Origin of the sequence: Massilia mucilaginosa (genome assembly GCF_011682145.1) — a bacterium.
Classification (GTDB): Bacteria; Pseudomonadota; Gammaproteobacteria; order Burkholderiales; family Burkholderiaceae_D; genus Telluria_A; species Telluria_A mucilaginosa.
This window is the reverse complement of sequence record NZ_WHJH01000032.1, coordinates 1-26,145: the sequence shown is the minus strand read 5'-3', so window position 1 is coordinate 26,145 and position 26,145 is coordinate 1. Positions and strand designations below refer to the sequence as shown.

The 26,145-nt window shown below is 63.6% G+C and carries 28 protein-coding genes and 1 tRNA gene; 16 read left to right on the top strand and 13 right to left on the bottom strand.

The window, feature by feature from the left end; translation table 11 throughout:
* Window positions 1-84: 84 nt before the first annotated feature.
* The 3 genes from F2P45_RS22000 to F2P45_RS21990 form a co-directional block, all read right to left on the bottom strand.
* Complete coding sequence (locus F2P45_RS22000; RefSeq protein ID WP_229505222.1) at window positions 85-3,423, bottom strand: transglycosylase domain-containing protein; 3,339 nt, start codon at window positions 3,421-3,423, stop codon at window positions 85-87.
* 310 nt (window positions 3,424-3,733) lie between these two features.
* Window positions 3,734-4,537: a competence/damage-inducible protein A gene (locus F2P45_RS21995; RefSeq protein WP_166879967.1), complete on the bottom strand. Its 804-nt coding sequence runs from the start codon at window positions 4,535-4,537 to the stop codon at window positions 3,734-3,736.
* A gap of 47 nt (window positions 4,538-4,584) precedes the next feature.
* Window positions 4,585-5,454: an EI24 domain-containing protein gene (locus F2P45_RS21990; protein WP_166879965.1), complete on the bottom strand. Its 870-nt coding sequence runs from the start codon at window positions 5,452-5,454 to the stop codon at window positions 4,585-4,587.
* A 133-nt stretch (window positions 5,455-5,587) separates the two neighbouring features.
* Between F2P45_RS21990 and F2P45_RS21985 the strand changes: the two genes are divergently transcribed.
* On the top strand, window positions 5,588-5,944 hold the full coding sequence (locus F2P45_RS21985) for an FKBP-type peptidyl-prolyl cis-trans isomerase (protein ID WP_166879963.1): 357 nt from the start codon (window positions 5,588-5,590) through the stop codon (window positions 5,942-5,944).
* A gap of 2 nt (window positions 5,945-5,946) precedes the next feature.
* Window positions 5,947-6,186, top strand: a complete 240-nt coding sequence (locus F2P45_RS21980) for a hypothetical protein (RefSeq protein WP_187367208.1) — start codon at window positions 5,947-5,949, stop codon at window positions 6,184-6,186.
* A gap of 136 nt (window positions 6,187-6,322) precedes the next feature.
* Here F2P45_RS21980 and F2P45_RS21975 read toward each other — a convergent pair whose 3' ends face one another.
* Entirely contained in the window at window positions 6,323-7,075 is a 753-nt protein-coding gene (locus tag F2P45_RS21975) for a substrate-binding periplasmic protein (RefSeq protein ID WP_166879961.1), read from the bottom strand.
* 340 nt (window positions 7,076-7,415) lie between these two features.
* On the opposite strand from F2P45_RS21975, the gene F2P45_RS21970 reads away from it, so the two are divergent.
* Window positions 7,416-7,670: an acyl-CoA-binding protein gene (locus tag F2P45_RS21970; protein WP_166879959.1), complete on the top strand. Its 255-nt coding sequence runs from the start codon at window positions 7,416-7,418 to the stop codon at window positions 7,668-7,670.
* A 23-nt stretch (window positions 7,671-7,693) separates the two neighbouring features.
* On the opposite strand, the gene F2P45_RS21965 is transcribed toward F2P45_RS21970, so the two are convergent.
* Window positions 7,694-7,975, bottom strand: a complete 282-nt coding sequence (locus F2P45_RS21965; RefSeq protein WP_166879957.1) for a polyhydroxyalkanoic acid system family protein — start codon at window positions 7,973-7,975, stop codon at window positions 7,694-7,696.
* A 120-nt stretch (window positions 7,976-8,095) separates the two neighbouring features.
* On the opposite strand from F2P45_RS21965, the gene F2P45_RS21960 reads away from it, so the two are divergent.
* The 8 genes from F2P45_RS21960 to F2P45_RS21925 all read left to right on the top strand — a co-directional run bounded on the left by F2P45_RS21960 (window position 8,096) and on the right by F2P45_RS21925 (window position 15,487).
* Window positions 8,096-9,340: a putative Na+/H+ antiporter gene (locus F2P45_RS21960; RefSeq protein ID WP_166879955.1), complete on the top strand. Its 1,245-nt coding sequence runs from the start codon at window positions 8,096-8,098 to the stop codon at window positions 9,338-9,340.
* A 278-nt stretch (window positions 9,341-9,618) separates the two neighbouring features.
* A complete protein-coding gene (fdxA, locus tag F2P45_RS21955) occupies window positions 9,619-9,942 on the top strand; it encodes a ferredoxin FdxA (RefSeq protein WP_166879954.1) in 324 nt (107 codons plus the stop codon).
* Window positions 9,943-10,101: 159 nt separating this feature from the next.
* Complete coding sequence (locus F2P45_RS21950) at window positions 10,102-11,199, top strand: NAD(P)/FAD-dependent oxidoreductase (RefSeq protein ID WP_188130201.1); 1,098 nt, start codon at window positions 10,102-10,104, stop codon at window positions 11,197-11,199.
* A 272-nt stretch (window positions 11,200-11,471) separates the two neighbouring features.
* A complete protein-coding gene (locus F2P45_RS21945; protein WP_166879952.1) occupies window positions 11,472-12,707 on the top strand; it encodes a polyhydroxyalkanoate depolymerase in 1,236 nt (411 codons plus the stop codon).
* Window positions 12,708-12,846: 139 nt separating this feature from the next.
* Window positions 12,847-13,521 (top strand): electron transport complex subunit RsxB, encoded by a 675-nt coding sequence (gene rsxB / locus F2P45_RS21940; protein WP_166879950.1) that lies wholly within the window; start codon window positions 12,847-12,849, stop codon window positions 13,519-13,521.
* 1 nt (window position 13,522) lies between these two features.
* A complete protein-coding gene (gene nth, locus F2P45_RS21935) occupies window positions 13,523-14,170 on the top strand; it encodes an endonuclease III (protein WP_166879948.1) in 648 nt (215 codons plus the stop codon).
* A gap of 34 nt (window positions 14,171-14,204) precedes the next feature.
* Window positions 14,205-14,744: an O-acetyl-ADP-ribose deacetylase gene (locus F2P45_RS21930; RefSeq protein WP_166879947.1), complete on the top strand. Its 540-nt coding sequence runs from the start codon at window positions 14,205-14,207 to the stop codon at window positions 14,742-14,744.
* Complete coding sequence (locus F2P45_RS21925) at window positions 14,741-15,487, top strand: AAA family ATPase (protein ID WP_166879945.1); 747 nt, start codon at window positions 14,741-14,743, stop codon at window positions 15,485-15,487. Before F2P45_RS21930 ends, F2P45_RS21925 begins: the two co-directional genes overlap by 4 nt.
* 11 nt (window positions 15,488-15,498) lie before the next feature.
* On the opposite strand, the gene F2P45_RS21920 is transcribed toward F2P45_RS21925, so the two are convergent.
* The 7 genes from F2P45_RS21920 to rplU all read right to left on the bottom strand — a co-directional run bounded on the left by F2P45_RS21920 (window position 15,499) and on the right by rplU (window position 21,312).
* Window positions 15,499-16,575, bottom strand: coding sequence for a DUF4272 domain-containing protein (locus F2P45_RS21920; RefSeq protein WP_166879944.1), 1,077 nt, complete (start codon window positions 16,573-16,575; stop codon window positions 15,499-15,501).
* Between the two features lie 105 nt (window positions 16,576-16,680).
* The gene (locus F2P45_RS21915) at window positions 16,681-17,610 is read right to left on the bottom strand and encodes a hypothetical protein (protein WP_166879942.1); all 930 of its coding nucleotides are present in this window, start codon (window positions 17,608-17,610) and stop codon (window positions 16,681-16,683) included.
* 125 nt (window positions 17,611-17,735) lie between these two features.
* A complete protein-coding gene (gene proB / locus F2P45_RS21910; protein WP_166879941.1) occupies window positions 17,736-18,854 on the bottom strand; it encodes a glutamate 5-kinase in 1,119 nt (372 codons plus the stop codon).
* A gap of 17 nt (window positions 18,855-18,871) precedes the next feature.
* A complete protein-coding gene (locus F2P45_RS21905) occupies window positions 18,872-19,276 on the bottom strand; it encodes a hypothetical protein (RefSeq protein ID WP_188130202.1) in 405 nt (134 codons plus the stop codon).
* Window positions 19,277-19,432: 156 nt separating this feature from the next.
* A complete protein-coding gene (gene obgE, locus F2P45_RS21900; protein WP_166879939.1) occupies window positions 19,433-20,542 on the bottom strand; it encodes a GTPase ObgE in 1,110 nt (369 codons plus the stop codon).
* Window positions 20,543-20,644: 102 nt separating this feature from the next.
* Complete coding sequence (rpmA, locus tag F2P45_RS21895; RefSeq protein ID WP_166879937.1) at window positions 20,645-20,929, bottom strand: 50S ribosomal protein L27; 285 nt, start codon at window positions 20,927-20,929, stop codon at window positions 20,645-20,647.
* Between the two features lie 71 nt (window positions 20,930-21,000).
* Entirely contained in the window at window positions 21,001-21,312 is a 312-nt protein-coding gene (gene rplU, locus F2P45_RS21890) for a 50S ribosomal protein L21 (RefSeq protein ID WP_054268134.1), read from the bottom strand.
* A gap of 251 nt (window positions 21,313-21,563) precedes the next feature.
* On the opposite strand from rplU, the gene ispB reads away from it, so the two are divergent.
* From ispB to F2P45_RS21865, 5 genes are all read left to right on the top strand, one after another.
* Window positions 21,564-22,553 carry an octaprenyl diphosphate synthase gene (ispB, locus tag F2P45_RS21885; protein ID WP_166879935.1) on the top strand — a complete coding sequence of 330 codons (990 nt, stop codon included), beginning with the start codon at window positions 21,564-21,566 and terminating at the stop codon, window positions 22,551-22,553.
* A 38-nt stretch (window positions 22,554-22,591) separates the two neighbouring features.
* Window positions 22,592-22,668, top strand: a tRNA-Pro gene (locus tag F2P45_RS21880).
* A gap of 279 nt (window positions 22,669-22,947) precedes the next feature.
* Window positions 22,948-23,499: a hypothetical protein gene (locus tag F2P45_RS21875; protein ID WP_166879934.1), complete on the top strand. Its 552-nt coding sequence runs from the start codon at window positions 22,948-22,950 to the stop codon at window positions 23,497-23,499.
* Window positions 23,500-23,697: 198 nt separating this feature from the next.
* Complete coding sequence (locus F2P45_RS21870) at window positions 23,698-24,645, top strand: alpha/beta hydrolase family protein (RefSeq protein WP_166879932.1); 948 nt, start codon at window positions 23,698-23,700, stop codon at window positions 24,643-24,645.
* A gap of 152 nt (window positions 24,646-24,797) precedes the next feature.
* Window positions 24,798-25,955, top strand: a complete 1,158-nt coding sequence (locus F2P45_RS21865) for a GH39 family glycosyl hydrolase (protein ID WP_229505220.1) — start codon at window positions 24,798-24,800, stop codon at window positions 25,953-25,955.
* On the opposite strand, the gene F2P45_RS21860 is transcribed toward F2P45_RS21865, so the two are convergent.
* Window positions 25,936-26,145, bottom strand: a 210-nt coding sequence (locus tag F2P45_RS21860) for an IS66 family transposase (protein WP_166879930.1), incomplete at its 5' end; no start/stop codon positions are given. The two genes, F2P45_RS21865 and F2P45_RS21860, sit on opposite strands and share 20 nt — an antisense overlap.

Genomic DNA, 26,145 nt, shown 5'->3' with positions numbered 1-26,145 from the left:
AAGACGGTTTTTAGTGTAGCGCTCTAACGCCGCCGGTTTTTAGCTGACGGTTCTATGTCAGACGATCTTGACTTGCCGCCGCCATCAGCGCACGCACTGCTTGGCCGTGCCATCCGTCGGCGGCTCGATCATCGGCATCAGGGTCGGCGCCAGCACCGTCAGCAACTGCACCGGCAAGGCACTGGTAAAGTCATAGTCGGCCGACGACGGTCCGTGCACATATGCCGTCATGCTGCCGAAAAAGCGCTCGCCGATGTTGAAGACGAAGGTCGCCGAACGGTTCACGTAACGCGATTCGATCAGCCGTCCACCGCCGCCATACACCTCGAAACGCTGGTCTCCGGTACCGGTCTTGCCGCCCACGGCGATGATGCTGCCGTCGGCCATCTTGAAGGCGGTCTTGACCCGCTTGGCGGTACCGTCCGAGACCACGCCGCGAATCGCATCGGCCACCGCGCGCGCCACTTCCGGCGCCAGGATCTGCTCGCCCGGCGCGCTCTTGGCCTGCTTGACCAGGGTTTCGTACGGCGTGCCTTCGGCAAAATGCAGCGAGTCGATGCGCTGCACCGGCTTGCGCACGCCCTTGTTGACGATAATGCCCATCATCTCGGCCAGCGACGCCGGACGGTCGGCCGACGCGCCCAGGGTCGTCGCATACGACGGCACCAGCGAGTCGAACGGATAGCCCATCTTCTTCCACTGCGCGTGGATCTTCAGGAACGCTTCGACTTCGAGCAAGCCGGCGATGCGGCGGTCCTGCGCGTGCTTGCGGTGGGTGTTGAACAGCCAGGCATACACTTCCTGGCGCTGCTTGACGCTGGCCGCGACCATGTCGGAGTAAGTGGCGGTCGGATTGGCGCGGAAGTAACCGACCAGCCACAGTTCGAGCGGGTGGATGGTGGCCAGGTAGCCGCGGTCGGCCAGCGACATGTTGGCCGGGGCGTACTGGTCGTACATGCGGGCGATGCGCTCGTCCGGCACTTCGTTGGCCGACACCAGGTTGTCCTTCACAAAAGCCGAGAACTGGGCCAGGGTGGCGTTGGGGGCGATCGTGCGGTGCACGTTGGCCAGCCGGGTCGGGGTCGGACGGAAGCTCGCGAGCAGCACTTTTTCGGCGTCGGCCGCGTTCTTGCCCTTGTACTTGTTGTAGAAACGGCCGAGGAACTCGCGCCCTTCGCGGTCGGCGAAGCGGGCCAGGTATTCGGCGCGGCGCGGGTCGTCGGCGTCGGCCAGCAGCGCGGCCGAGGAACCGGGCAGCTGGAACATGTAGTAGCGCACCACGTCGCGCATCAGGCGCACGAACACCAGGTTGGTCGAGCTGCGCAGCGCGTCGCGCACGCTCATGATGCGCGCGTTATCGAGCCGGCTGAAGTTGCCGAAGGTGTGCATGCCGCCACCGGTGAAGAAGCCTTCGGCCGGGCTGCCCGAGTATTTGCGTTCGATCGCCGCTTCCAGCATGGCCGGCAGGTCGCGCGCCGCGCCCGAAGGCAAGGTCAGGAAGTATTCGATCGCCCATTGCGACAGCCGGTCCTTCGGATCGACCACGGTCTTGCGCAATTCTTCGGCGCTCATGCCGTTGAAGCGCTGGTACAGCTGGTCGACGATGTCCATGTAGGTCACCAGGGTACGCAGCTTGGCGGTGGAGCCCAGATCGAGCTTGGCGCCTTCGTTGATATCGAGCGGCTGGTCGTAGTTATCGGTCTGCACGCGCAGGTAGTTGGCCTTCTCGCCGCGTTCCATCAGGGTGAAGCTGTACACCACATTGGCCGGGTCGCCGTTGCCCAGCATGCCCTTGCCGGTCAGGCCGGCCTCGCGCGCGGACTCGGCGTTGCGCAGCTTGCGCAGCATGTCGGTAACGGCTTTTTGCGCTTCCGAGTCGAGCGTGCTGACCACCGACAGGTCGAGCCGGTCCAGGTTGTACAGGCGGGCGTCGCCCAGCAAACCGGCCAGGTGGGTGCGCACGGCGTTCGAGGCCTTGCGCGAGACGAAGGCATTGGCGGCCGGCGGCGCCACGCCGGAACCCTTGGCCGGCTCCAGCCTGACAGCGAGAGCGGTGTCGCGTAGCTGGGTCGTGATCACGCCGGCCTGGGCCAGCACGCGCAGGTGGGTGTTGGTCAGGTTTTCAAGGTCGTTGGCGCCGGCGCCCAGGTAGTGCGCCGGACGGCGCTGGGCGATCATCAGCGACAGCGCCTGCTTGTAGGCCAGCGCAGCCTCGGGCGAGTGCGGATCGTCTTTCAGCGCCTTGTTCATGGCCGCGAAATCGCGCCCGTACCAGACCCACATGCCGTCGCCGATGCCGTTGACTTCACCGTAGCCGAGTTTGGCCGACAGCGGCACCGTGTTGAGGTAGTCGATGACGATCTGGCGCCGCGCCATGGTGGTGTCTTCGCCGTACTGGTAGGCGCGCAGGGTGGCCGAGACCATCTGGCGCGCTTTTTCCGACAGCGAGTTGGTACGTCCGTCCGGCGAGTGGCGGTATTTTTCGATCTGGGTGGCGAGCGTGCTGCCGCCGGCCGAGCGCTTGTCGCCGCCGCTGAACACGTGCAGCGACTTGTCGAAGACGGCCTTGCTGAAACGGTCCCACTCGACCGCCGGATTGCGTTTCGGGTAGGTCGGGTCGAGCAGTTCACGGTTTTCGATGAACAGCAGGCTCTTGACGAGCGAGGACGGCGCATCGTCGAACTTCTCGTAGAAGCGCTCCGGGTAGCGCGCCAAAAACAGCGGCTCGCTGCGGCAGTCGAGGATTTCGAGGCCGACCTTGGTTTTTTCGCGGTAGGTGGCGAACAGGCCCTGGTCGGCCAGTTCGACCATCTTGGGCGACAGGCGCGCCTGCGAATCGATCATGAAGTCGCGCGCCTTGAGCTTGGCCAGGTACTCGGGCATGTTGGCGTAGCCGAGCCGCTCGTCGTACGGGCTGTCGTGCGGGAAGCGGATGTTGGTGCTCGGGCCCTTCTCGACCTTGTAGTTGATCTTCTTGGCGATGCCGGCGAAGTACTTCGCCTGCATGGCCGAGGTGCGCACTTCGTCGAGCAGCCACCAGACGCCGGCCCCCAGCAAGGCCAGCAGCAGCAGCCACAGCACCAGCTTGATGCGGCGCCGGCGCCGGCGCGGAGGGGTGCCTTGCGGCTCGGTGACGTGTTCGGAATGGGGCAAGGTATCGCTGGCGGTGTCGGAATTGGGCAAGGTATCGGCGCTGGTGTTGGTGTTGGTGTTGGTATCGGTATCGGTATCGGTATCGATGTGCGTGCCGGAGGCGCCGGCGGCGCCGTCGGACACGAGGGACAGGTGGGAATGCGGCGCCGCCATGGCGTCGTCCGGCTCGGGCGGCACATGGCCGAGTTGGATCATTGCCGCGCGGGCGCGCAATTTGCGCACCGCGCTGGCGACGATGCGGGGCCGTCGAGAACGACGATTACTTTCCATGATGGCTCAACCGGTTCAAATCAATCGTACCTGCAATCACCGCATCAACCTTCGCCATCGTGCAACGGGTCGCTTCGTGTGATCGGGTGGTCAATCGCATTGCTGATGTATTAAAACTGCACTCGTTAAAATCTCACTCGAATCTCACGCGGGAACGAGTGCTGCACGGTCACCATTCCACCACATCGGGTGACCGTGGCGAAGGCATGTTCAAGAAAACTTGATCTCGCCGTTTGTTTTTCGCAAAAAAACAACGGCTCAGCGCGCCGTGCAAAAGCGCTGCCGCAAAACGCGTCACATGCCGGTCACGCTAGGAGACGGTTCCCGCCTCGTACGGCGCGAATTCGATGCCCATGGCGGCCAGCTGTGCGCACATGTCGGCGAACGCGGTCGCGGTCAGCGCCGGCTCGCCCTTGACGCCCAGTTCGATATGGCCGCGCGTGACCGCGTCGCCCACGCTCGGCAGGCTGAATACCTTGACCGGGGCGAAGCGCGCTTCGAGCGCTTCCATCATCGGATTCAAGGTCGACTCCATCGAGCCGTACACCAGTACCGACTGCTCGCTGTGCGGATCGCGGTTGAACAGGTCGCGGTAGCAGTTGTCGAGCACCCAGGCGATCATCGGCCAGGCCATGACCGGAAAGCCCGGCACGAAGTGATGGGTGCCGACCGTGAAGCCGGCGATCTTGTTGTAGGCGTTGGGGATCAGCGAGGCGCCTTCGGGGAACTCGGCCATTTTGAGGCGGTGCAGGTTTTCCGGGGAGCCAAGGTCGGCTTCCTTGCCCGCTTCACGCGCCATGTCGGCGATGCGCTCTTCGATGTTGAGGCGTCCCTGCGGGTGCAGCGCCAGCGGCACGCCGAGCGCGGTGGCGGCGCACTGGCGCGTGTGGTCGTCCGGGGTGGCGCCGATGCCGCCGCAGGAAAACACGATGTCGCCGCTGGCCATGGTGCGCTTGAGGGTGGCGCTGATGCGCGCCGGATCATCGCCCAGGTACTCGGCCCAGTCCAGCTTGAGGCCGCGCTCGGCCAGCAGCTCCAGCACTTTGGGAAAGTGCTGGTCGCGCCGCTTGCCCGACAAAATTTCGTCGCCGATGATGATCAAACCGATTGCCATGTGATTCTCCGTTGTTGCAAAAATGGTCAGTGTGCCATGAAAGCGCGTCAGGCCGGCGGCGGCGCGCCCGCGTCGGCGGCGGCGGCAACGCCGGCCGGCGGCGTCTTCTGGGCGCGCAGGTCGGCCAGCGCCTGCATGCAGTAGTACTGGAACCAGAGCGCGGTAAATACGAAGATGAGCACATACAGCCAGATCGAGATCGCCGCCAGGAACGGGAACAGCACGAACGAGATGACCGCGCCGCCGAGCCAGACAATGCCGGGCAAGGCGCCGATGAAACCGGAGACGATGCCGATGAAGGTCAGTTGCACGCGGTGGCGGCGCCGGATTTCTTTCATCTCATCGGCGCTGGCATAGTCTTCCAGGGCGTCGTAGACCATCACGCGGGTGGTCAGCGCGCCCCACAGGACCACCTGCACGAGCACCGCCAGCGGCGGCACGATGTACAGCGGCAGGGTCGCGATCCAGACCACCACGAACAGCAGCGAGGTGCTGATGTTGATCGCCAGGCCGGCCATGAAGCTGCCTTCATTCTTCGCTTCGAGCGTGCTGTAATGGCGCGCCGCGACGTGCCGCGTAATCGGCGGCATGGCGGCCACGCCCATGAAGATCAGGGCGGTGACGATCATCAGCGGCAGCAGGAGCAGCATGGCGATCAGCGGCACGATCATGGTTTTGACCGCGCTCATGCCGAACGTGCCGAGCATGCCGCTGGTGGTCTTGAACCAGTCGTGATCCTGGAACAGGGCCTGAACGTAGTCGAGCAGCGGCTGGAAGCCGAAGGCCAGCAGGATGGCCCACAGCAGCACCGACAGCACGAAGGGAATCACCGTCAGCAGCAGCATCCTGGGATTGGCCTGCGAAACAAGGGCGCGGCGGTAGGCGGTGGCGACGGGGCGCCAGGGAGTCTTGGTCATGGAAAGCGGTCAATGATGGTCAAAAAGTCCACGCAGTGTAGCGCGCTTTGGGCGCTCGCGGGGGTGGCGTCAATAGCGCTTCGGCACGGCATGCACTACAATCGCCAATCACACCGATTTACTAAGGAAAACCATGTCCACCATTACCACCGAATCCGGCCTCCAGTACGAAGACACCACCGTTGGCGAAGGCGCCGAAGCGCAAGCCGGCCAGCACGTCACCGTCCATTACACCGGCTGGCTGCGCAACGACGACGGCACCACCGGCGCCAAGTTCGACTCCAGCAAGGACCGCAACGATCCATTCCAGTTTCCGCTGGGCGCCGGCCGCGTGATCAAGGGCTGGGACGAAGGCGTGCAGGGGATGAAAGTCGGCGGCGCCCGCCGCCTGACGATTCCGGCCAGCCTCGGTTACGGTTCGCGCGGCGCGGGCGGCGCGATTCCGCCGAACGCCACGCTCATTTTCGACGTCGAACTGCTGAAGGTTTAAGCATGCCGATGAGCGCCCTGCGCTACGCGCTGGCGCTGCTGGTGCTGGCCGCGTCAAATGGCTGCGCGGTCGTCGCGGTGACCGGCGCGGTGGTCAGCGCCGGCGCCGCGGTCGGCTCGGCCGCCGTTGGCGCCGGGGTCGCGGTGACCAAGGGCGCGGTGAAGGTGGCCACGTATCCGTTCCGCGACAGCGATGAGGAAAAGGCGGCCAAAGCCAGGGCGCAGGCCGCAGACGCGGACTGAGTAAGTGCGCATGAATTCGTGTAGTTTCCAGCTTCCACAAGCGGCGCCTTGCAAGGCATCCGCTTGCGTTCGCCATAATCCAGCCTGGCCTCGTCGCGCGATTCTTTCACTGCCACACCGCACGTCCGGCAGGCTGCTACTTCGCACCGCCAGCGCTCAAGGCTGCCGCCACCACTGCCTCGATATCAATCCGTTTCAAGCCTTGATTGACGATCTTGCGCACGCGCTCGCCCTCGGCGTTGGAGCGAAAGCAAATGTAGAGCTGCTTGTCTTCCAACAGGCGGGGATGGAAACGCAGCGCCGGCGCCACGGCGCGCAGGTCGGCGTCGTTGAGGATCAGGTGTTCGTACACCCGCCGGTCGATCAATACCAGCGGGACCCGCTTGGCGGCGAGCTTGCGCAGATTTTGCTTGTCGTTCACCGCGGTATCGACCATTTGCGCTCCCTGGCGTACCCGCGCGTCAAACTCGCTCGTATTGACATAACCTTCGACGACGCCGATACGATACCTCGACAGGTCGGCCATGGTTTCCCATTGAACCGGTGCGTCCGCGTGGTAAGCAAAGCCGAGCGGGCCGCTGCCGATCGGGTCGGACACGAGAAAGTCGAGTGCCCGCCCGGCCGAGAGGTATTCGGGGTAATACCCGGCAAATGGAGAATCGTGTTTGATCAGGGCGATGGTCCGCGACCATGGAAAGTAGTGAACTTCCAGGCGATACCCCATGCTGGCAAGCGCGGCGGCGATCACCGCCGTCGTCGCGCCTTGCTGGGGCAGCGCCGCGCCGGTATACGGAGGCCATTCGAGCGAGGAGAGACGTATGATGCGGCTGGCATCGGCCAGCACCGGGCGCGCGGGAGTACCGGCTGCGGCGACGCTACAGAACAGCATGGCCAGGCCGCAAGCCCACGCCGAAAGAACCTGTCCGCCCGCTCGCATCATAGGCACCACTGATCAAGACAACGTTATGTCGATACGAAATCATACACCCAAACAGCGAAATTTACCCTGAGGAAATTTTTTATCCAGGACCCGGCCCGCGCCGCCACGTTTTTGGCTGCAAGCCTGCTCAATCCGGGACAAGCAGCCCATTACCGTCCTCGGCCACAGCCAGGGAAGGCTCCGGCAGCGAAGCTGAGCATCCCCTCTAATCTCTTGCGCTTTTCCGGCGTTTGGCGTGCAAGCTGCGCTAAGATTCTCATCCTTCATTTCAGCCACCCCAGGAGATACGATGAGTTTGCAGGAACAGTTTGACCAGGCCTTGGCCGATTCCAAAAATCTGCCCGAGCGCCCCGATAATCAAACCTTATTGAAGATTTACGCGCTCTACAAACAGGCATCGGCCGGCGACACCGACGGCAACCGTCCCGGCATGACCGACTTCGTCGCCCGTGCCAAGTACGATGCGTGGGATGCCGTGAAAGGCACCTCGAAGGACGACGCCATGCAGCAGTACGTCGACCTGATCGAAGAATTGAAGGGCTGACCAGCCACCCCGGCGCGGCCGCTTCAGGCTGCGCCGAAGACCGCTTTGAGCTTTTCCGTCACTTTCGCCTCGATCGCCGGCGCGAACGCACTCATCAGGAACCCCAGGCGGATATGCATCGCCACCCGCTGCGCTTCCAGCGCCAGCGATCCATGCACGCCACTGCGCTCGAAATGCAGGACGTCGCCCTGCCACGCACACTCCAGGCCATATTCCGCGGCAATCTTGTCGGCCACTTTCTGGGCCGCTTCGCGCGCCTTGTTGGGTGTCAGGCTATGCTCCTGAACGATGCTGATGTCAGCCATGACTTTCCTTGTTGTGTTTTTCGCGCACATGATACCTTGTTGCGCTCAGGCCGCCTAGTTCGCCCTGCCGCGCCGCTTCCCGTCCTATAATGCTTTTCGGCTACTTTTTATCGGAATGACATGAGCGACATGCAACTCATCGCCGCGATCCTGTTCGGACTCGCCCTGGCCCACACCTTTGCCGCCAAGAGTTTCGAGCGCCTGGCCGACCGCTATCCGCGCCACGCCGGGCTGTTCCATTTCTTCGGCGAAGTTGAGGTCGTGTTCGGCCTGTGGGCGCTGGTGCTGATCCTGGCCATGGCCTTCCTGGTCGGCGGCCAGGAAGCCATCGCCTACGCCGAATCGCGCACCTACACCGAACCGCTGTTCGTGTTCGTGATCATGGTGGTGGCGGCGTCCAGGCCGGTGCTCGAAGCGATCCGCGCCGTCATCGCCACCCTGGCCCGCCTGGTGCCGCTGCGCACGCCGCTGGTCAACGTGTGGCTGTGCCTGGCGCTGGTGCCGCTGATCGGCTCGCTCATCACCGAACCGGCCGCCATGACCCTGGCCGCGCTGATGCTGGCGCCGCAGATCTTTCGCAAGGACATGCCCGAGTGGCTCAAGTACGCCGCCCTCGGTGTGCTGTTCGTCAATGTGTCGATCGGCGGCACCCTGACCTCGTTCGCCGCGCCGCCGGTGCTGATGGTGGCCTCCACCTGGAACTGGGACAGCGCCTTCATGGCCTCGACCTTCGGCTGGCGCGCCGCCATCGCCGTGCTCATCAACGCGACCGTGGTGACCGTCATGCTGCGCAAGCACATCATCGACGCACCGGCGCCGGCGTCTGGCGCGGTCAAGGTGCCGCTGCTGGTGAGCGCGATCCACCTGGCTTTTTTGGCCGCCGTGGTCGGCTTTGCCCACCATCCGGTCATCTTCATGGGCCTGTTCATGTTCTTCATCGGCTTTACCCATGCCTACGACAAGTACCAGAATCCCCTGATCCTGAAGGAAGGCTTGCTGGTCGGCTTCTTCCTGGCCGGGCTGGTGGTGCTGGGCGGCATGCAGCAATGGTGGCTGCAGCCGATTGTGTCGAGCCTGGGGCCGACCGCGCTGTTCTTCGGCGCCGTGGGCCTGACCGCGATCACCGACAATGCCGCCCTCACCTACCTCGGCTCGCTCATTGCCGGCTTGTCCGACCAGGCCAAATACATGCTGGTGGCCGGCGCGGTGGCCGGCGGCGGCCTGACCATCATCGCCAACGCCCCCAATCCGGCCGGTGCGGCCCTGCTGCGCGATGGCTTCGAGGATGAGTCGATCGGTGTGGCCGGACTGCTGGCGGGCGCGCTGCCGCCGACCATCGTGGCCATGATCGCCTTCCTGCTGTAGCGGCAATTGCGGGCCGCGTTTGCGCCGCATCAAACCCGCGCCCCCTTATCAGGGTGACCATTTCTGTTCAGTTCGCTTGAATTGGCAGGAAAACAAGTCTTGGTTTTTGAGCAAAAATGCCCGTGTGTGCGGGTGCAACGGCGCATTTGCTTATGTGGATTGTGTATAAGCCTGAATTGTGGGAATAAGCGAATTGCCTTAAAATACAGTGCTTTGCTATGGTCGGCGTAAGCCCTTCGCCACCGGCCCGCAGCACCCTTTTCACTGATAGGACTGTTATGACCCACGTTGTCACCGAATCGTGCATCAGCTGTCGTTACACCGATTGCGTCGATGTATGCCCGGTAGATTGTTTCCGGGAAGGCCCGAATTTTCTGACGATCGATCCGGACGAGTGCATCGATTGCGCTGTGTGCGTGGCCGAATGTCCCGTCAACGCCATCTTTGCGGAAGAAGATGTGCCGGCCGACCAGCAGCAGTTCATCAAGATCAACGTTGAACTGGCGCGCGCCTGGCCGTCCATCACCAAGACCAAGCCGGCCTTGCCCGACGCGGAACAGTGGAAAGACGTCCAGAACAAGATCGATCAGCTGATCCGTTAAGCCAGCCAGCAGCCCCGCCGGACCGCCCTCGCGGGCCGGCGCCAGGGTTCGCGCCAGCAAGATCGTCTCCATCGTGGCACACTGTCGGCCATCCGCAGCAACGCCCGATGCAGCGCTGCAAGCAGCAACCCCACCCCAAAATCAACAGGAAGTAAGCGCATGACTATCATCGCCAACCATGAAGCAGGCAGCGTCGCTGCCAATAGTTCCTTTGCCGGCGCCATCGAGTCCGATGCCGTGATCATCGGCGCAGGCCCGGTCGGATTGTTCCAGGTGTTCGAGCTCGGCTTGCTGGAAATCAAGGCCCATGTGATCGATTCGCTGCCGGCCGTGGGCGGCCAGTGCGTGGAACTGTATCCCGACAAGCCGATCTACGATATCCCGGCGGTACCGGTGTGCACCGGCCAGGAACTGACCGACAACCTGCTCAAGCAGATCGAGCCGTTCGAGCCGACCTTCCACCTGAACCAGGAAGTGACCGTGGTGCAGCGCCGTGAAGACGGCCGTTTCAACGTCGAAACATCGACCGGCACCCAGTTCATCACCAAGACCATCTTCATCGCGGCCGGCGTCGGTTCGTTCCAGGCGCGCACGATCAAGGTCGACGGCATCGAAGCCTTCGACGGCACCCAGGTGCACTACCGCGTCAAGGACCCAAGCCAGTTCGAAGGCAAGAACCTGGTCATCTGCGGCGGCGGCGACTCGGCGCTGGACTGGGCCTTGAATTTTGTGGGCAAGGCCGAATCGGTGGTGCTGCTGCACCGCCGCGAAGACTTCCGCGCCGCCCCGGCCTCGGTGGCCAAGATGAAGGCCCTGTGCGAAGCCTACGAAATGCAGCTGATCATCGGCCAGGTCACCGGCTTCGATGAAAAAGACGGCAAGCTGAGCGAAGTCAAAGTGACCGGCGCCGACGGCGTGACCCGCCGCGTACCGCTCGACATGCTGCTGGTGTTCTTCGGCCTGTCGCCGAAACTCGGCCCGATCGCCGAATGGGGCCTGGACATCGAGCGGCGCCAGCTCAAGGTGCAGAGCACCGAAAAGTTCGAAACCAACGTGCCGGGCATTTTTGCCGTGGGCGACATCAACACCTATCCGGGCAAGAAGAAGCTGATCCTGTCGGGCTTCCACGAAGCGGCGCTGGCCGCCTTCGGCGCGGCGCCCTACATCTTCCCGGACAAGAAGATCCACATGCAGTACACGACCACGTCGCCGAAACTGCACAAGATCCTCGGTGTCGAGACCCCGACCTTCGACTGACAAGCGCGCATGCCGGATCAGTCTTACCGCCACAACAGATGCCCCGCCCAGTCGGGGCATTTTTCATGCTGCGTTAGGTAGCTCATAAACGCAGCGCAGCATTGTGTGATAAAACGGTGTATCGAACACGCTTGGCTTGCCTGAAACTGACAGCCGCGCTGACTTTCCAACAAGAACGCTAAATTGCAGACCGGCCTTTCAAATGGCCTATAATTCATCAGCACACCTTACGCAAACGATTGCAAGGCAACGACTACCACGAAGGAATATGTATGCTTTACCAATTGCACGAGATGCAACGCTCATTCCTGACGCCACTGATGCAGTGGGCCGACGCCTCATCCAAACTCTTTTCCAATCCGGTGTCCCCGTTCGCGCACACGCCGTTCGCGCAGCGGATCGCCGCTGGCTACGAGCTGATGTACCGACTCGGCAAGGATTACGAAAAACCGGCTTTCGACATCACATCGACCGTCATCGACGGCGAAACGGTCGGCATCATGGAGCAGGTCGTCCAGACCCGTCCGTTCTGCCGCCTGCTGCACTTCAAAAAAGACCTGAACGACAAGGCCATTGAAAAGCTGGGCCAGCCGAAAGTGCTGCTGGTCGCGCCGCTGTCCGGCCACCATTCGACCCTGCTGCGCGATACCGTGCGCGGGCTCCTGACCGGGCATGACGTGTACATCACCGACTGGACCGATGCGCGCATGGTGCCGCTGACCGAAGGCGCGTTCCACCTGGACGACTATATCTACTACGTGCAGGATTTCATTCGCCTGCTCGCACCCGATCTGCATGTGATTTCGGTGTGCCAGCCGACCGTGCCGGTGCTGGCCGCGATCTCGCTGATGGCCACCGCCAAGGATCCGAAGCTGCCGAAAACCATGACCATGATGGGCGGCCCGATCGATCCGAGCAAGTCGCCGACCGCGGTCAACGACCTGGCCATCGAAAAGCCGTTTTCGTGGTTCGAAAACACCGTGATCTACGCGGTGCCGGCCAACTATCCGGGCTTCGGGCGCAAGGTCTATCCGGGCTTCCTGCAGCACGCCGGCTTCATCGCCATGAACCCGGGCCGCCACGCGCAGAGCCACCGCGAGTTCTACAACCACCTGGTGGCGGGCGACGACGAACCGGCCGAAGGCCATCGCCAGTTCTACAACGAGTACAACGCGGTGCTCGACATGCCGGCCGAGTACTACCTCGACACCATCAAGACCGTGTTCCAGGAACACCGCCTGCCGAAAGGCACGTGGACCGTCGGCGGCAAGCTGGTGCGTCCGCAGGACATCACCACGGTGGCCCTGTTTACGGTCGAAGGCGAGTTGGACGACATCTCCGGCGCCGGCCAGACCCAGGCCGCGCATGATCTGTGCAGCGGCATTCCGGCCGACATGCAGCAGGATTTCGTGGCGCCGAAATGCGGCCACTACGGCATCTTCTCGGGCCGCCGCTGGCGCGAAGTGATCTGCCCGAAGATCGGCGAATTCATCCTCAAGCACGGCTGATTTCCAGTCCGCCGCAAAGAATGCCGCACGCGGGTCGATTCCCGTCTGCGGCATTTTTTTCGCCGGCCGCGGCGCGCGCGCTGAGGATGGCGGGCGGCGACTATAATGTCGCTTTCCCACCCGTTTGCCGCCCGCCGCCGTGACCAAGACCCTGGCCGACCACATCGAAGACCTGCTGCCGCAGACCCAGTGCACCAAATGCGGCTACCCCGCCTGCCGCCCGTATGCGCAAGCGATCGCCGGGGGCGCGGCCGACATCAACCAGTGCCCGCCGGGCGGCATCGAGGGCGTGGCGCGCCTGGCCGCGCTGCTGGGGCGCAAGGTCATCCCGATCAATCCGGCCAACGGCGTCGAACGTGCGCGCCCGGTGGCGTTTATCGATGAAGCGCTGTGCATCGGCTGCACCCTGTGCATCCAGGCCTGCCCGGTCGATGCGATCATGGGCGCGGCCAAGCAGATGCACACGATCCTGCCAAGCCTGTGCACCGGCTGCGACCTGTGCGTGGCGCCCTGCCCGGTCGACTGCATCAGCATGATGCCGGTGACGGGCGAGCGCACCGGCTGGGCCGCGTGGTCGCAGGAGCAGGCCGACAGCGCGCGCGACCGGCACGACTTCCGCAACGCGCGCCTGCAGCGCGAGCGCGAGGAAAACGATGCGCGCCTGGCCGCCAAGGCGGTCGCCAAGATGCAGGAAGTGACCGCGCAGCCGACCAACACCCCCGAAGAAGTCGCCGAGAAGGAGCGCAAGCGCGCCATCATCGCCGCCGCCATGGAACGCGCGCGCCAGAAGGCGGCGCCGCCCACGGAACAATGAGATGAATTTAGCAAAACGTACTGACATTTTCACCCGCCTGCGCACCGCCAATCCGCACCCGACCACGGAACTGGACTACACCACGCCCTTTGAACTCCTGATCGCGGTGCTGCTGTCGGCCCAGGCGACCGATGTGGGTGTGAACAAGGCCACGCGCCGCCTGTATCCGGTGGCGAACACCCCGGCGGCCATCCTGGCGCTGGGGATCGACGAACTCGAATCGTACATCCAGACCATCGGCCTGTATCACACCAAGGCCAGGAACGTGATGGCGACCTGCCAGATACTGATCGACCTGCACGGCGGCGAAGTGCCGCATTCGCGCGAGGCGCTCGAAGCGCTGCCGGGCGTGGGACGCAAGACCGCCAACGTGGTGCTCAATACGGCCTTTGGCGACCCGACCATCGCGGTCGACACGCATATTTTCCGGGTGTCGAACCGGACCGGCATCGCACCGGGCAAGGATGTGGTGGTGGTCGAGCAAAAGCTGCTCAAGTTCGTGCCCAAGGAGTTTTTGCAGGATGCGCACCACTGGCTGATCCTGCACGGGCGCTACACCTGCATCGCGCGCAAACCCTTGTGCTGGAACTGCATGATCGCCGACTTGTGCGAATACAAGGCGAAGACGCCGGCGCCGGCGCTGAAGTAGTCTCTCGACCAGGCGCACTTTTTTGGAGAATCGCATGACAGACGAAGTGCTTCACCAGAACGGCGCACGGTTGCGCGCCGTGCGCGCCGACATCACCACCTTGCAGGTCGATGCCATCGTCAACGCCGCCAACTCGTCCCTGCTGGGCGGCGGCGGGGTCGACGGCGCGATCCACCGCGCGGCCGGGCCGGAGCTGGTGCACGAATGCCGCCTGCTCGGCGGCTGCAAGACCGGCGAAGCCAAGGCCACCGGCGCGTATGGTCTGGCCGCCAAATGCATCGTCCACACGGTCGGCCCGGTCTGGCGCGGTGGCGACAATGGCGAAGCGGCGCTGCTGGCGAGCTGCTACCGGCGCGCCATCGGGATTGCCTCTGCGCGCTCGCTGGCGTCGATCGCCTTCCCGGCGATCAGCACCGGCATCTACGGCTACCCGGCGGCACTGGCCGCCAACGTGGCGGTGACCACCGTGCGCGAAGCGCTGCAGGATGCGCCAGGCATCCGCGACGTGGTGTTCTGCTGTTTTTCAGGCGCCGACCTGGCGCTGTACGAAGCGGCGCTGGAAGCGCGCGCATGATTTCAACACAGTACGTGAGCCGCATCGCGCTGCTGCGCGAGCGGGTCGACTCGTTCGAGCGCTATCCATTTTGCCTGCCGGCCGTGCGTTCGCTGCACGAACTGGCGCTGCATTCGAAGGTGACCTTCGTCATCGGTGAAAACGGGGCCGGCAAATCGACCCTGCTCGAAGCGATCGCCGTGTCGCTCGGTTTCAATGCCGAAGGCGGCACCAAAAACTTCAGGTTCGGCACGCGCCGCTCGCATTCGGAACTGCACGAGTATCTGCGCGTGAGCAAAGGCTTCCGGCGCTGGCGCGACGGCTTCTTTTTGCGGGCCGAGAGCTTCTTCAATGTCGCCACCGAAATCGAGCGCCTGGATGAAGGCGCCGGCGGGCCGCGCATCATCGACTCCTACGGCGGCGTGTCGCTGCACGAACAGTCGCATGGCGAGTCCTTCCTGGCCTTGATGACCGAACGCTTCGGCGGCAAGGGCCTGTACATACTCGACGAGCCGGAGGCGGCGCTGTCGCCGCAGCGCCAGCTGGCCGTCCTCTCGCGCATGCACGACCTGGTGCTGGACGACTCGCAGTTCATCGTGGCGACCCATTCACCGATCCTGATGGCCTACCCCGGCGCGCGCATCTACCAGTGCGGCGCCGACGGCATTAGCGAAGTGGCGTACGAGGACACCGAGCACTTCCAGGTCACGCGCGATTTCCTGCTCAACCCGGAGCGCACCTTGCGCGAACTGCTCAAGCGCTAGCCTCCTAACCGTCAGGTCGGGGTGTCGACGACGTCCCAGTCGGCGTGCTGGAAGCGCACCAGCCAGTTGAGGGCGTGGTGACGTTCCATCACCACGTCGGCATCGGCGCCGAAGTCGGCACCGGTCTTTTTCAGGCGGATCTGGCGGATATTCCAGTGCAGGCGGTAAGTCTGGTCGAGCGCGTCGACAATCTGGCTGGCGTCGCGCAGTTGCGGCCCGCGCATCTCGATCTGGCGCGCCACCGCGGCGGCGGTGTCGCACGGCGCATCCGGGTACGGCAGCTCGCCGACCATGCCCAGCGCCCACTGCAGCACATACAGGCTCTCGTAACGCCACAGGAACTGCGCGCATTCGTGCTCGGAAGGCGACTCCAGCGCGAGAAAAGCGCGTTCGGCCGGCGACAGGCTGTCTTCGGCCAGCGGCATTTTGTCGAGCAAGGTGGCGACCGCCATCGGCTCGCCCGCAGCCACCGATTCGGCGCGCAGGGCCACCAGCAGCAAGGCGCGAGCGCGGCCGATCACTTCGTCGCGCTCGCGCAGGGTCAGCTCTTCTTCGCACACCAGCGGCGGCAGGCTGTCCGGCACCGCGATGCCGCGCGCGGCCAGCATGGCTTCGGTGGCGGCCTTGCGCGTCCACGCCTGCGCCGGATACGGCACCTTGGCATCGGCGGTGGCCTGGCCGTCGGCGCTGCTGATCAGTACATGGCCGCCGGGATCGCGTACATGGCCGTCCGGCGTAAACAGCAGCGCGTTCGCATCGCGCGCCCAGGCGTGCAGCCCGGGCAGCGCGTCGTCGGCCACCTCCATGCTCAGGTGATGCTGGACCCGCTGCATGTGCAGGATGACATGGTACTTATCGCGCGTCATCGCTTCGGTACCGCGGCTGAACACATAGCCGCAGAAGCTGTGCAGGTGGCCCAGCAGCTCGCCGTCGGACAGGTCGCGCCGTCCTTGCAGCGCGTGGGCAAAGGCCGGCTGCGCGATGGTGTGGCGCGTGCAGTAGACGTTGTAAAGGGTCGTCGCGCCGGTGGGCGCGGCCGGAACGACAGCCTGGGGGCGGGCGAACAGTCGCTTGAGTGAATTGATCATGGGGCTCGGTGGAACGATGGCGAAATTGCCATCATACCGGCGCGGCGCGCTTTTCGGCAGGATCATTGCGCCGTGCGGCCGTGCGCACCCGCAAACGCCGCTTCGCTACTCTTCGATGGTCAGCACATTGCCGCTGTCGTCGACGGTGGCGGTGACGCTGTTTTCAACCGTCTCGCCGGCCGCGCTCTTGCCGCGAAAAGTGGTCCGCACGCTCATGCCGCCGCCGGTATCGAGATGGGTCGTTTCCACATGCTGGTAGCTGGCCGGGTTCATCATGGTGCGCTTGAGTTCCGCCTGCAGCTTGAGATGCGCGCCGCTGCGCTTGTCGAACTGGCGCGCCAGCATCGCTTCGCGGCCCATGGCGTCGCTGGCGCGCTCCGTCTCGGCCTGTTCGCGCGCGCTGCGCTCTTTCAGTTCCGCGTCGAGCATGGCCACCCTGGAGGCGAAGCGCGGATTCGATGGATCGAGCGCCGCCAGGCGCGTGTAGATGGCCAGGCGCTGGCGCAGCGGCAGCGCCGTTTCGTCCTTCAGGCCGGCCTGGGTCTGGATGATCTGGATCGATACGCGCAGCTTGCCGATGTCGGGATCGGCCCGGCCGGCGGCGGACTTGTCGATCAGCGCCAGCGCTTCGGTCAGCAAGCCCTGGTCGCGCTTGGCGGTAATCTCGGCCACCAGGGCCGGCTTGGCGGCCAGGAAGCGCGCCTGCTGGCCCTCGCGCGCGTTAGAGAGGGCCTGGGCCTTCTCGCGCTCGCGCAGCGCTTCCTTCTCTTCGATCACATCGAAATTTTGCGAGAAGCCGATCCAGGCCTGCGCGATGAACAGCACGATCAAGGCGATGGCCAGGCCGCCGCCGCCCAGGTTCACGCCGCTACGCTCGATGATGAAGCGGCGCGATGGCGGCGCGCACACCAGCACGGCGAGCAGGGTCGCGAAGAACACCAGCACGCTGTAGGTGAACATGTAATAGAAGAACCCGAGCATCAGGAACGCCAGCACGCCGATCCAGCTCAGGAATTTGAAGAAGAACGCTTTCATGGGGATTGGCACGCTTCAGGCAGACGATAAGGGGCATCGCAGCTTTTACGATGGATGCCTGAAGCGTAACTGATCCAATGCTTGAATGCAATGTTTCTGGAGCGCGGCACGAGGCCGCGTCCGGATCAGAGCAGGACCAGATTGTCGCGGTGGATCAGCTCCGGGCCTTCCAGGAAGCCCAGCAGTTTTTCGATCTCGGACGAGGGCTTGCGCAGGATGCGGCGCGCTTCGCCGCTGGTGTAGTTGGACAGCCCGCGCGCGATCTCGGTGCCGTCTTCGGCCAGGCAGGTGATGACGGCGCCGCGTCCGAACTCGCCGCGCACTTCGATCACGCCGATCGGCAGCAGCGACTTGCCTTCTTTTGAGAGCTTTTGCACCGCGCCGGCGTCGAGCACCACCTTGCCGGCGGTGTGCAGATGGTCCGACATCCACTGCTTGCGCGCGGTCAGGCGCCCGGTCTGGGCGCGCAGTTCGGTGCCGATCGCTTCGCCGGCGGCCAGGCGCGTGAGCACGTCGCTGTCGCGGCCCCAGGCGATGATGGTGTGCGCGCCCGAGCCGGCGGCGCGCCTGGCGGCCAGGATCTTGGTCAACATGCCGCCGCGCCCGATGCTGCTGCCGGCGCCGCCGGCCATCGCTTCGAGCGCCGGGTCGCCCGCCTCGCCATGGGCGATCAGCACCGCTTGCGGGTCCTTGCGCGGGTCGGCGCTGTACAGGCCCTGCTGGTCGGTGAGGATGACCAGGGCGTCGGCTTCGATCAGGTTGGCCACCAGGGCACCGAGGGTGTCGTTGTCGCCGAACTTGATCTCGTCGGTGACGACGGTATCGTTCTCGTTGATGATCGGGACCACACCCAGGCGCAGCAAGGTGGTGAGCGTGGAGCGCGCGTTCAGGTAGCGTTCGCGGTCGGCCAGGTCGGCGTGGGTGAGCAGCACCTGGGCCGTGCCGAGGCCGTGCGCGCGAAAGCTGGTTTCGTAGATCTGCGCCAGGCCCATCTGGCCGACCGCGGCGCAGGCCTGCAGTTCGTGGATGTCGGTCGGGCGCTTCTCGAAGCCGAGGCGCAGCATGCCTTCGGCGATGGCGCCGGAGCTGACCATGACGACTTCTTTGCCGAGGGCGCGCAGGGCGGCGATTTGCGCGGCCCAGCGCGCGATGGCGGCGTGATCGAGTCCGCGTCCGTCGTTGGTGACGAGCGAGGAGCCGACTTTGATGATGATGCGGGTAGCGGTCTGGATGACGGAGTTCATGGGGGCGGCGGTTCTTGTCAGCGCGGGCGCAAGGCAAGCAGCAGGAGGCCTGCCGCCAGTTCGATCCCGCAAACGATTAACAACAATCCCTGGGGCAGGCCGATGGCGAAGGCCGCGACAAAGCGGCCGGCCGGCTGCGCCAGGACGAACAATGCGGTGATATCGCCGAGGACAGGCTGGTCGGCCTGCCTTGCTGCCAGCAGCGCCAGGGCGGCGGTAGCCACCCTGACGCCGACATACATGGCGAAGAACTGGCTGTAGCCGTTCACGCCAACGAGAAAGACGCCCATGGCGATCGCCACCCGGTCCGGGTCCAGCAAGGCCGCGAGTGCGGCCAGCGAACTGGCAAGGGCGATCAGGTTCAGAAGCTGCGCGCGCAGCTTCTGCCGGGTGTTCTGAGCTGGAAGTTTGTTGATGATCAAATGTGCCGAAATCGCCCTGAGGCAAGGAGTAAAAGCGGAGCAAGGCTGGTGCCTTGCGAGCATTTTCGACGCAGTATCGGGGCGATTGTCGGCATATTTGTTCAACAAACTTTCAACTCAGAATACCCTGCATGGGTATTACCAACTCAGGACAACTTAGTCGAGGATCTTGAAGCGCGGATCGTCCGGGTCGATCGACGCAATGCCGCGTGCTTCTTCGGTCATCTGCGTTTCTTCGGCGCGGTGCTCGCTCTTCTTGATGGTCTCGAGGTGCAGGTAGATGGCGTTGACCAGCTCCGGGCAGCCTTCGTGGCTCAGGGCCGAAATTTCGAACACAGGACCCTTCCAGGCCATGCGCTTGACGAAATCCTTGACCAGCTTCTTGCGGTCTTCTTGCGGCACCACATCGAGCTTGTTCAAGACGAACCAGCGCGGCTTGTCGACCAGCGACTCGTCGTACTTTTCGAGTTCCTTGATCAGGGCCTTGGCTTCCTTGACCGGATCGACATTGGTCTCGAACGGGGCCATGTCGACGATGTGCAGCAGCAGGCCGGTACGCTGCAGGTGGCGCAGGAACTGGTGGCCGAGGCCCGCGCCTTCGGAAGCGCCTTCGATCAGGCCGGGAATGTCGGCGATCACAAAGCTCTTCTCGTGCGACACGCGCACCACGCCCAGGTTCGGGTGCAGGGTGGTGAACGGGTAGTCGGCGATCTTCGGCTTGGCGTTCGAGACGGCCGTGATGAAGGTCGACTTGCCGGCGTTCGGCATGCCCAAGAGGCCCACGTCGGCCAGCACTTTCAGTTCCAGGCGCAGTTCGCGTCGTTCGCCTTCCTTGCCCTCGGTCTTTTGACGCGGGGCGCGGTTGGTCGAGGACTTGAAGTGGATATTGCCCCAGCCGCCCTCGCCGCCCTTGGCCAGCAGTTCGGTCTGGCCGTGTTCGGTCAAGTCGGCGATGATCTCGCCGTTGTTGTTATCGACGATCAAGGTGCCGACCGGCATGCGCATATAGATATCTTCCGCGCCCTTGCCATAGCAGTCCGCGCCGCGGCCTGGTTCGCCGTCCCTGCCCTTGTGCATTTTGGAGTAACGGAAGTCGACCAGGGTGTTGATGTTGCGGTCCGCAACGGCCCAGATGGAGCCCCCCTTGCCGCCGTCGCCGCCGTCCGGGCCGCCGAAAGGCCGGAATTTCTCGCGACAGAACGATGCGCAGCCATTGCCGCCGTCGCCGGCGATGACCTCGATTTTTGCTTCGTCGATAAACTTCATATTTTGTGCCGCCCTAAAACTAAAAAGGCCCTACCGTGGGCAGAGCCTTTCAATGGAAGGCTTGCGCCTTACAAATGTGCGCCATGACAGCGCGGATACAACTTACGCTGCGACTGCTGCTGGAGCTGCGTCGTTAGCAACAACGGTAACGAACTGCTTCGAGCCTGCGCCCTTGACAACGAACTTCACCTTGCCGTCGACCAGCGCGAACAGGGTGTGATCCTTGCCGGTGCCGACGTTTTCGCCTGCGCGCACCGGGGTGCCGCGCTGACGGATGATGATGCCGCCGGCATTGATGGTCTGGCCGCCGTAGACTTTAACGCCAAGGCGTTTTGATTCTGAGTCACGGCCGTTGCGCGTTGTGCCGCCGCCTTTTTTGTGTGCCATTTAAATACTCCTGGATAGCTGGTTAACTTTGGACTGATCTAGCCGGGCGCTTGCGCGCCTGGCACCCGGAATTAACCGTTGATCGAAACGATTTGAATTTCGGTGAAATTCTGGCGATGGCCCTGATGCTTTTGGTAGTGCTTACGACGACGCATCTTGAAAATCTTCACTTTATCGTGACGACCGTGTGCCACAACAGTTACCAGTACCGTTGCACCTTCGACCAATGGCGCACCAAACTTGATGGTGTCGCCCGCGCCTACTGCGAGAACTTGATCGATGGTGAGTTCGGAACCAATGTCTGCCGGTATCTGTTCTACTTTAAGTTTTTCGCCAGCGACAACTTTGTATTGTTTGCCACCGGTTTTTATGACCGCGTACATGATAGGAAACCTCATCAAATGTTAAAAAATTCCCTGGCCGGAGCCGGGGGAACCGCAGATTATACATGGATTGGTTTTTTTCGTCAAAAGTCATGCACAAGGCCACATGTTCGTGGTATGTCGACAACTACAAGGCGCTGGGCGGGCCGGCGCCGCGCTGTACGGCCAGGCGGGCGTAACCGTTGAGCATGGGGCGGAAACAGGCGGCTTGTCGTATAATCGCCGCACCTAACGTCCATTGCAGGTTCGCCTTGTCCGCCGCCATCTTACACGCACAACAAAATTCCATCGCCCAATCGATCGCTCCGGACATGGAGGCAGTCAACACGGTGATCCGCGCGCGCCTGCATTCCGAGGTCAGCCTGGTCAACCAGATTGCCGAATACATCATCAGCGCCGGAGGCAAGCGCATCCGCCCCGTGCTGGTATTGCTGGTGGCAAACGCCTATGGTTACAAGGGCACGGCCCACCATGAGCTGGCCGCCGTGGTCGAATTCATCCACACCGCCACCCTGCTGCACGACGACGTGGTCGACGAATCGTCGATGCGGCGCGGGCGCCAGACCGCCAACGCGCTGTTCGGCAACGCGGCATCGGTGCTGGTGGGAGACTTCTTGTACTCGCGCTCGTTCCAGATGATGGTTGGCCTGAACAATATGCGCGTGATGCAGATCCTGTCGGACGCGACCAACGTGATCGCCGAAGGCGAAGTGCTGCAGTTGCTGAACATGCACGATCCGGATGTATCGCAAGAAAGCTACCTGAAAGTCATCCGCTCCAAGACGGCCAAGCTGTTCGAAGCGGCGGCGGAACTGGGCGCGCTCATTTCCGGCGCCAACGATGACGAGATCAGCGCGGCCGGCGAATACGGCCGCTCGCTGGGCACGGCCTTCCAGCTGATCGATGACGTGCTCGACTACGCGGGCGACGCCAGCGAAATCGGCAAGAACGTCGGCGACGACCTGCGCGAAGGCAAGCCGACCCTGCCGCTGATCTGGCTGATGGAAAACGGCACGCCCGAGCAGCGCGAGCTGGTGCGCAACTGCATCGAACAAGGCGACGAGCAGCATTTCGATGCGATTCTGGCGGCGGTCACCAGCAGCGGCGCGCTCGACTTCACGCGGCGCGAGGCGGAAATCGCCGCCAAGCGGGCGGCGCACGCCATTGAAGGATTGCCGGATAGTTTGTACAAGCAAAGCCTGCTGCAACTGTGTAGCTTCGCAGTTGACAGGAACCACTGAGCGGCATAATTTATCAGGTGTGAGATCTGACCACCCGTCGGGGTGTGGCTCAGCCTGGTAGAGCGCTGCGTTCGGGACGCAGAGGCCGGAGGTTCGAATCCTCTCACCCCGACCAGCATGCTTGTTTCGCCATTGCGCAGCGCTGGTCCGGACAGCATCGGCACATCCTGTCCGGCGCCTCGTCGATCGCACCGCCCGAGGCTCGCCCCTCCGCGGTATCGAGCACCGGCAGTCAAGCACCCCTGCCTTGGCGCCCGCGATCCGTTGTAATCGCGCCAGCGCAGCCCGCCACGCTTGGTGACCCGCGCGCCCGCATGGCACACTCGGGGCTTCGCCAGTCTCCCGCCAGTTCCCCATGCGCAAGAACATGACGCGATTGCCAGGCCTTTGCCGCATGCTCCTGGCATCGCTCGCGCTCGCCTGCCATGCCCACGCCGCCACCCTGACCTATCCGCTCACCAGCGACGGCATCGACAGCCGCTACGACTACGACTGGGCGGTGCTGCGCGCGGCGCTGGAAAAGACCGTCCCCGCCTTCGGCGCGTTCGAGCAGCGCCAGTCGGCGGCGCCGATGTCGCCCTCGCGCGTGGTCCAGGAAATGGCGACACCCGCCGGCCGCATCAACATTTTCGTGCGCGCCAGTTCGCCGGAGCTGGAAATGCAATTCCTGCCGATCCGCCTGCCAGTCGATCGCGGCCTGCTCGGCTACCGCCTGCTGCTGATCCGCCAGAGCGACCGCGCCCACTTTGCGCAAGTGAAGTCGGTGGCCGATCTGCGCCCGTTGCGCGCCGGCGTCGGCCAGGGCTGGGCCGACTACAAAGGCGACATCATCGGCAGGGCGGCGATGACGCAGCGGCGCGTGATCCGACTGCCCAATCCACGCCTGACGCCGCCAACCCCGCTGTCGCGCGCCGAACTCTGGTTCGACCCGCTGACCGGGAAATAGCCGCCAATCACGAACCTTTCGCACAAAAACCTTGCCAGACCATTAGAGTTTTTCTATATTGCAAGCGCTGATACACTCAAGAAAGCAGCCCGATTCAGCCCTGCTGCCGCCCAACGCTCCCCAGCGTGCCTGATACTTCATGGCACGCTTGCCCGCATTCCCTGCCGACGCCATTGCGTCGCAACGAAAGGATGGACCATGAATTTCCCCCGCTTACCCGCGCTGTTGCTGCTGGTGTCGACCGTTTTTGCCACCCACCCGCCAGCGCTCGCGCAGCCCCCATCCGCGCGCGCGGACAGCGCCGCCGACACATCCCCCCTGGCCGACGCCCGCAAAGGTTTTCGCACCACCCCGATCCGCAAGCAACGCGAGCAAGAGCCCTTCCCGACGCCGCCTGCCAATATCTTCAAGCTCGTGCGTTACGATGCCGCCCCCGGCAAACTGGGCGCTTACCTCACCCCCGATCCGAAGGACGGCAAAAAGCACCCGGCCATCGTCTGGATGACCGGCGGCGACTCCAACACCATTGGCGATGTCTGGTCGCCGAATCCGGCCGACAACGACCAGAGCGCGAGCGCCTTTCGCAAGGCGGGGATCGTGATGATGTTCCCGTCTCTGCGCGGCGGCAACGATAATCCCGGCGAACACGAAGGTTTCCTCGGCGAAGTCGACGACGTGCTCGCCGCTGCGGCCTACCTGGCCAAGCAACCCTACGTCGACCCGGACCGGATTTACCTGGGCGGGCACAGTACCGGCGGCACCCTGGCACTGCTCACCGCCGAGACCTCGGCCCGCTTTCGCGCTGTCTTCGCTTTCGGCCCGGTCGGTGAGATCGATGGCTACGGTGGACGCTTTACCAGTTTCAACCCGGCCAATCCGCGCGAAGCCGCGCTGCGCTCGCCGGCGCGCTGGCTGGGATCGGTGCGCTCGCCGGTGTTTGTCATCGAAGGCGCGGGCGGCAACATCGATTCGCTGCTCGCCATGCGCAGCGCGACGAGCAACCCGCACATCCGTTTCGTTGCGGTCAAGGGCGCGGATCACTTCAATGTGCTGGCCCCCGCGAACCGCGTGATCGCACAGAAAATCCTGCGTGACAGCGGCGCGGTCAGCAATATCATGCTGGCGGCGCCGGAAATCGCGCCTTAAGCGTCCTGCCGCGCCCTTTCGCTTGCATCGGCGTGAGGGCGCCGCCGCTGGCGGATTTCATAACGCGACAACGCTGTTTTCGGCATTGCCGCGCCACCGGGTCTCTCGCAGAATGGCAGATTGCCAATGACTGCCTGCCGCGGAGCGCGACCATGATTCATCGGAAAACCAGCATCTTCCTGTTCATCGCCATGATGGCGCTACCGCTGGCGGGCCGCGCGCAATCGCGTGTGATCGCGCTCGATGCCAACGCCATCGATGGCACCCTGGCGCCCGCATTCAATATGTCCATCGGCGCCGGGCGCGCCAACGAAGGCCTGCGCGCCGACTGGCAGCGGCAACTGGCCGAGATCAAACGCGACGCCGGGTTCAAGTACATCCGCATGCACGGACTGCTGTCCGACGACATGGCCGTGTACCGGGTCGATGCCCAGGGCAAGGAACAATACAACTTCCAGTATGTCGACGCGCTGTACGATTATCTGCTGAGCATCGGCGTCAAACCTTTTGTCGAACTGGGCTTCATGCCGTCGCACATGGCCAGCGGCGATAAAACCATCTTCTGGTGGCGCGGTAACGTCACGCCGCCCAAGGACTATGCGGCCTGGGAACGCCTGATCAAGGCCCTGACCGGGCACTTTACCGAACGTTATGGCGCAGCCGAGGTGGCCAGCTGGTATTTCGAAGTCTGGAACGAACCGAACCTGGATGGCTTCTGGTCCGGTTCGCAGGACGATTATTTCAAGCTGTACCAGCATGCCGCGCGCGCCATCAAAAGCGTCAACGCCAATTACAAGGTGGGCGGCCCCGCTACCGCCGGCGCCGCGTGGATACCTGAAATGATCGCCTACTGCACCCGCCATGGCGTACCGCTCGATTTCGTCAGCACCCACACCTACGGCGTCGATCAGGGCTTCCTGGACGAATACGGCGGCACGGGCACGGTATTGAGCCGGGACGGCGCTGCGATCAGCGGCGACGTGATCCGGAGCCGCCAGCAAATCGCGGCATCGGCCATGCCCGGACTGGAACTGCATTACACCGAATGGAGTTCCTCGTACACGCCGGCCGACCCGACCCACGACAGTTATCACCAGGCCGCGTATATCCTGCAAAAGCTCAAGCAGGTCGGCGCGGGGGCGCAGTCGATGTCGTACTGGGTGTTTACCGATATTTTCGAAGAAGCCGGGCCGCGCATGGAGGCTTTTCACGGCGGTTTTGGCCTGATGAATACCCAGGGAATCAAAAAGCCGGCCTATTTCGCCTATCAGTTCCGTGACTGTTCAGCGACTAAGCAATTAGTGGGATAGGGTTGCCGGCAAAGGCGCGTTGTAGTACAGCGAGCATGCTGTGGCCTTGTTTGCGCAGTGTGTCGAGACAGGAGCGGATGACGCAGAAGTGCTCGGCACCGGCGAGTGTGCGGAAGCAGCCCGATATTTTCTGTTTGACCTTGGGCATGCGCACGGCGCGTTCGCCAACGTTGTTGGTGAATGGCACGGT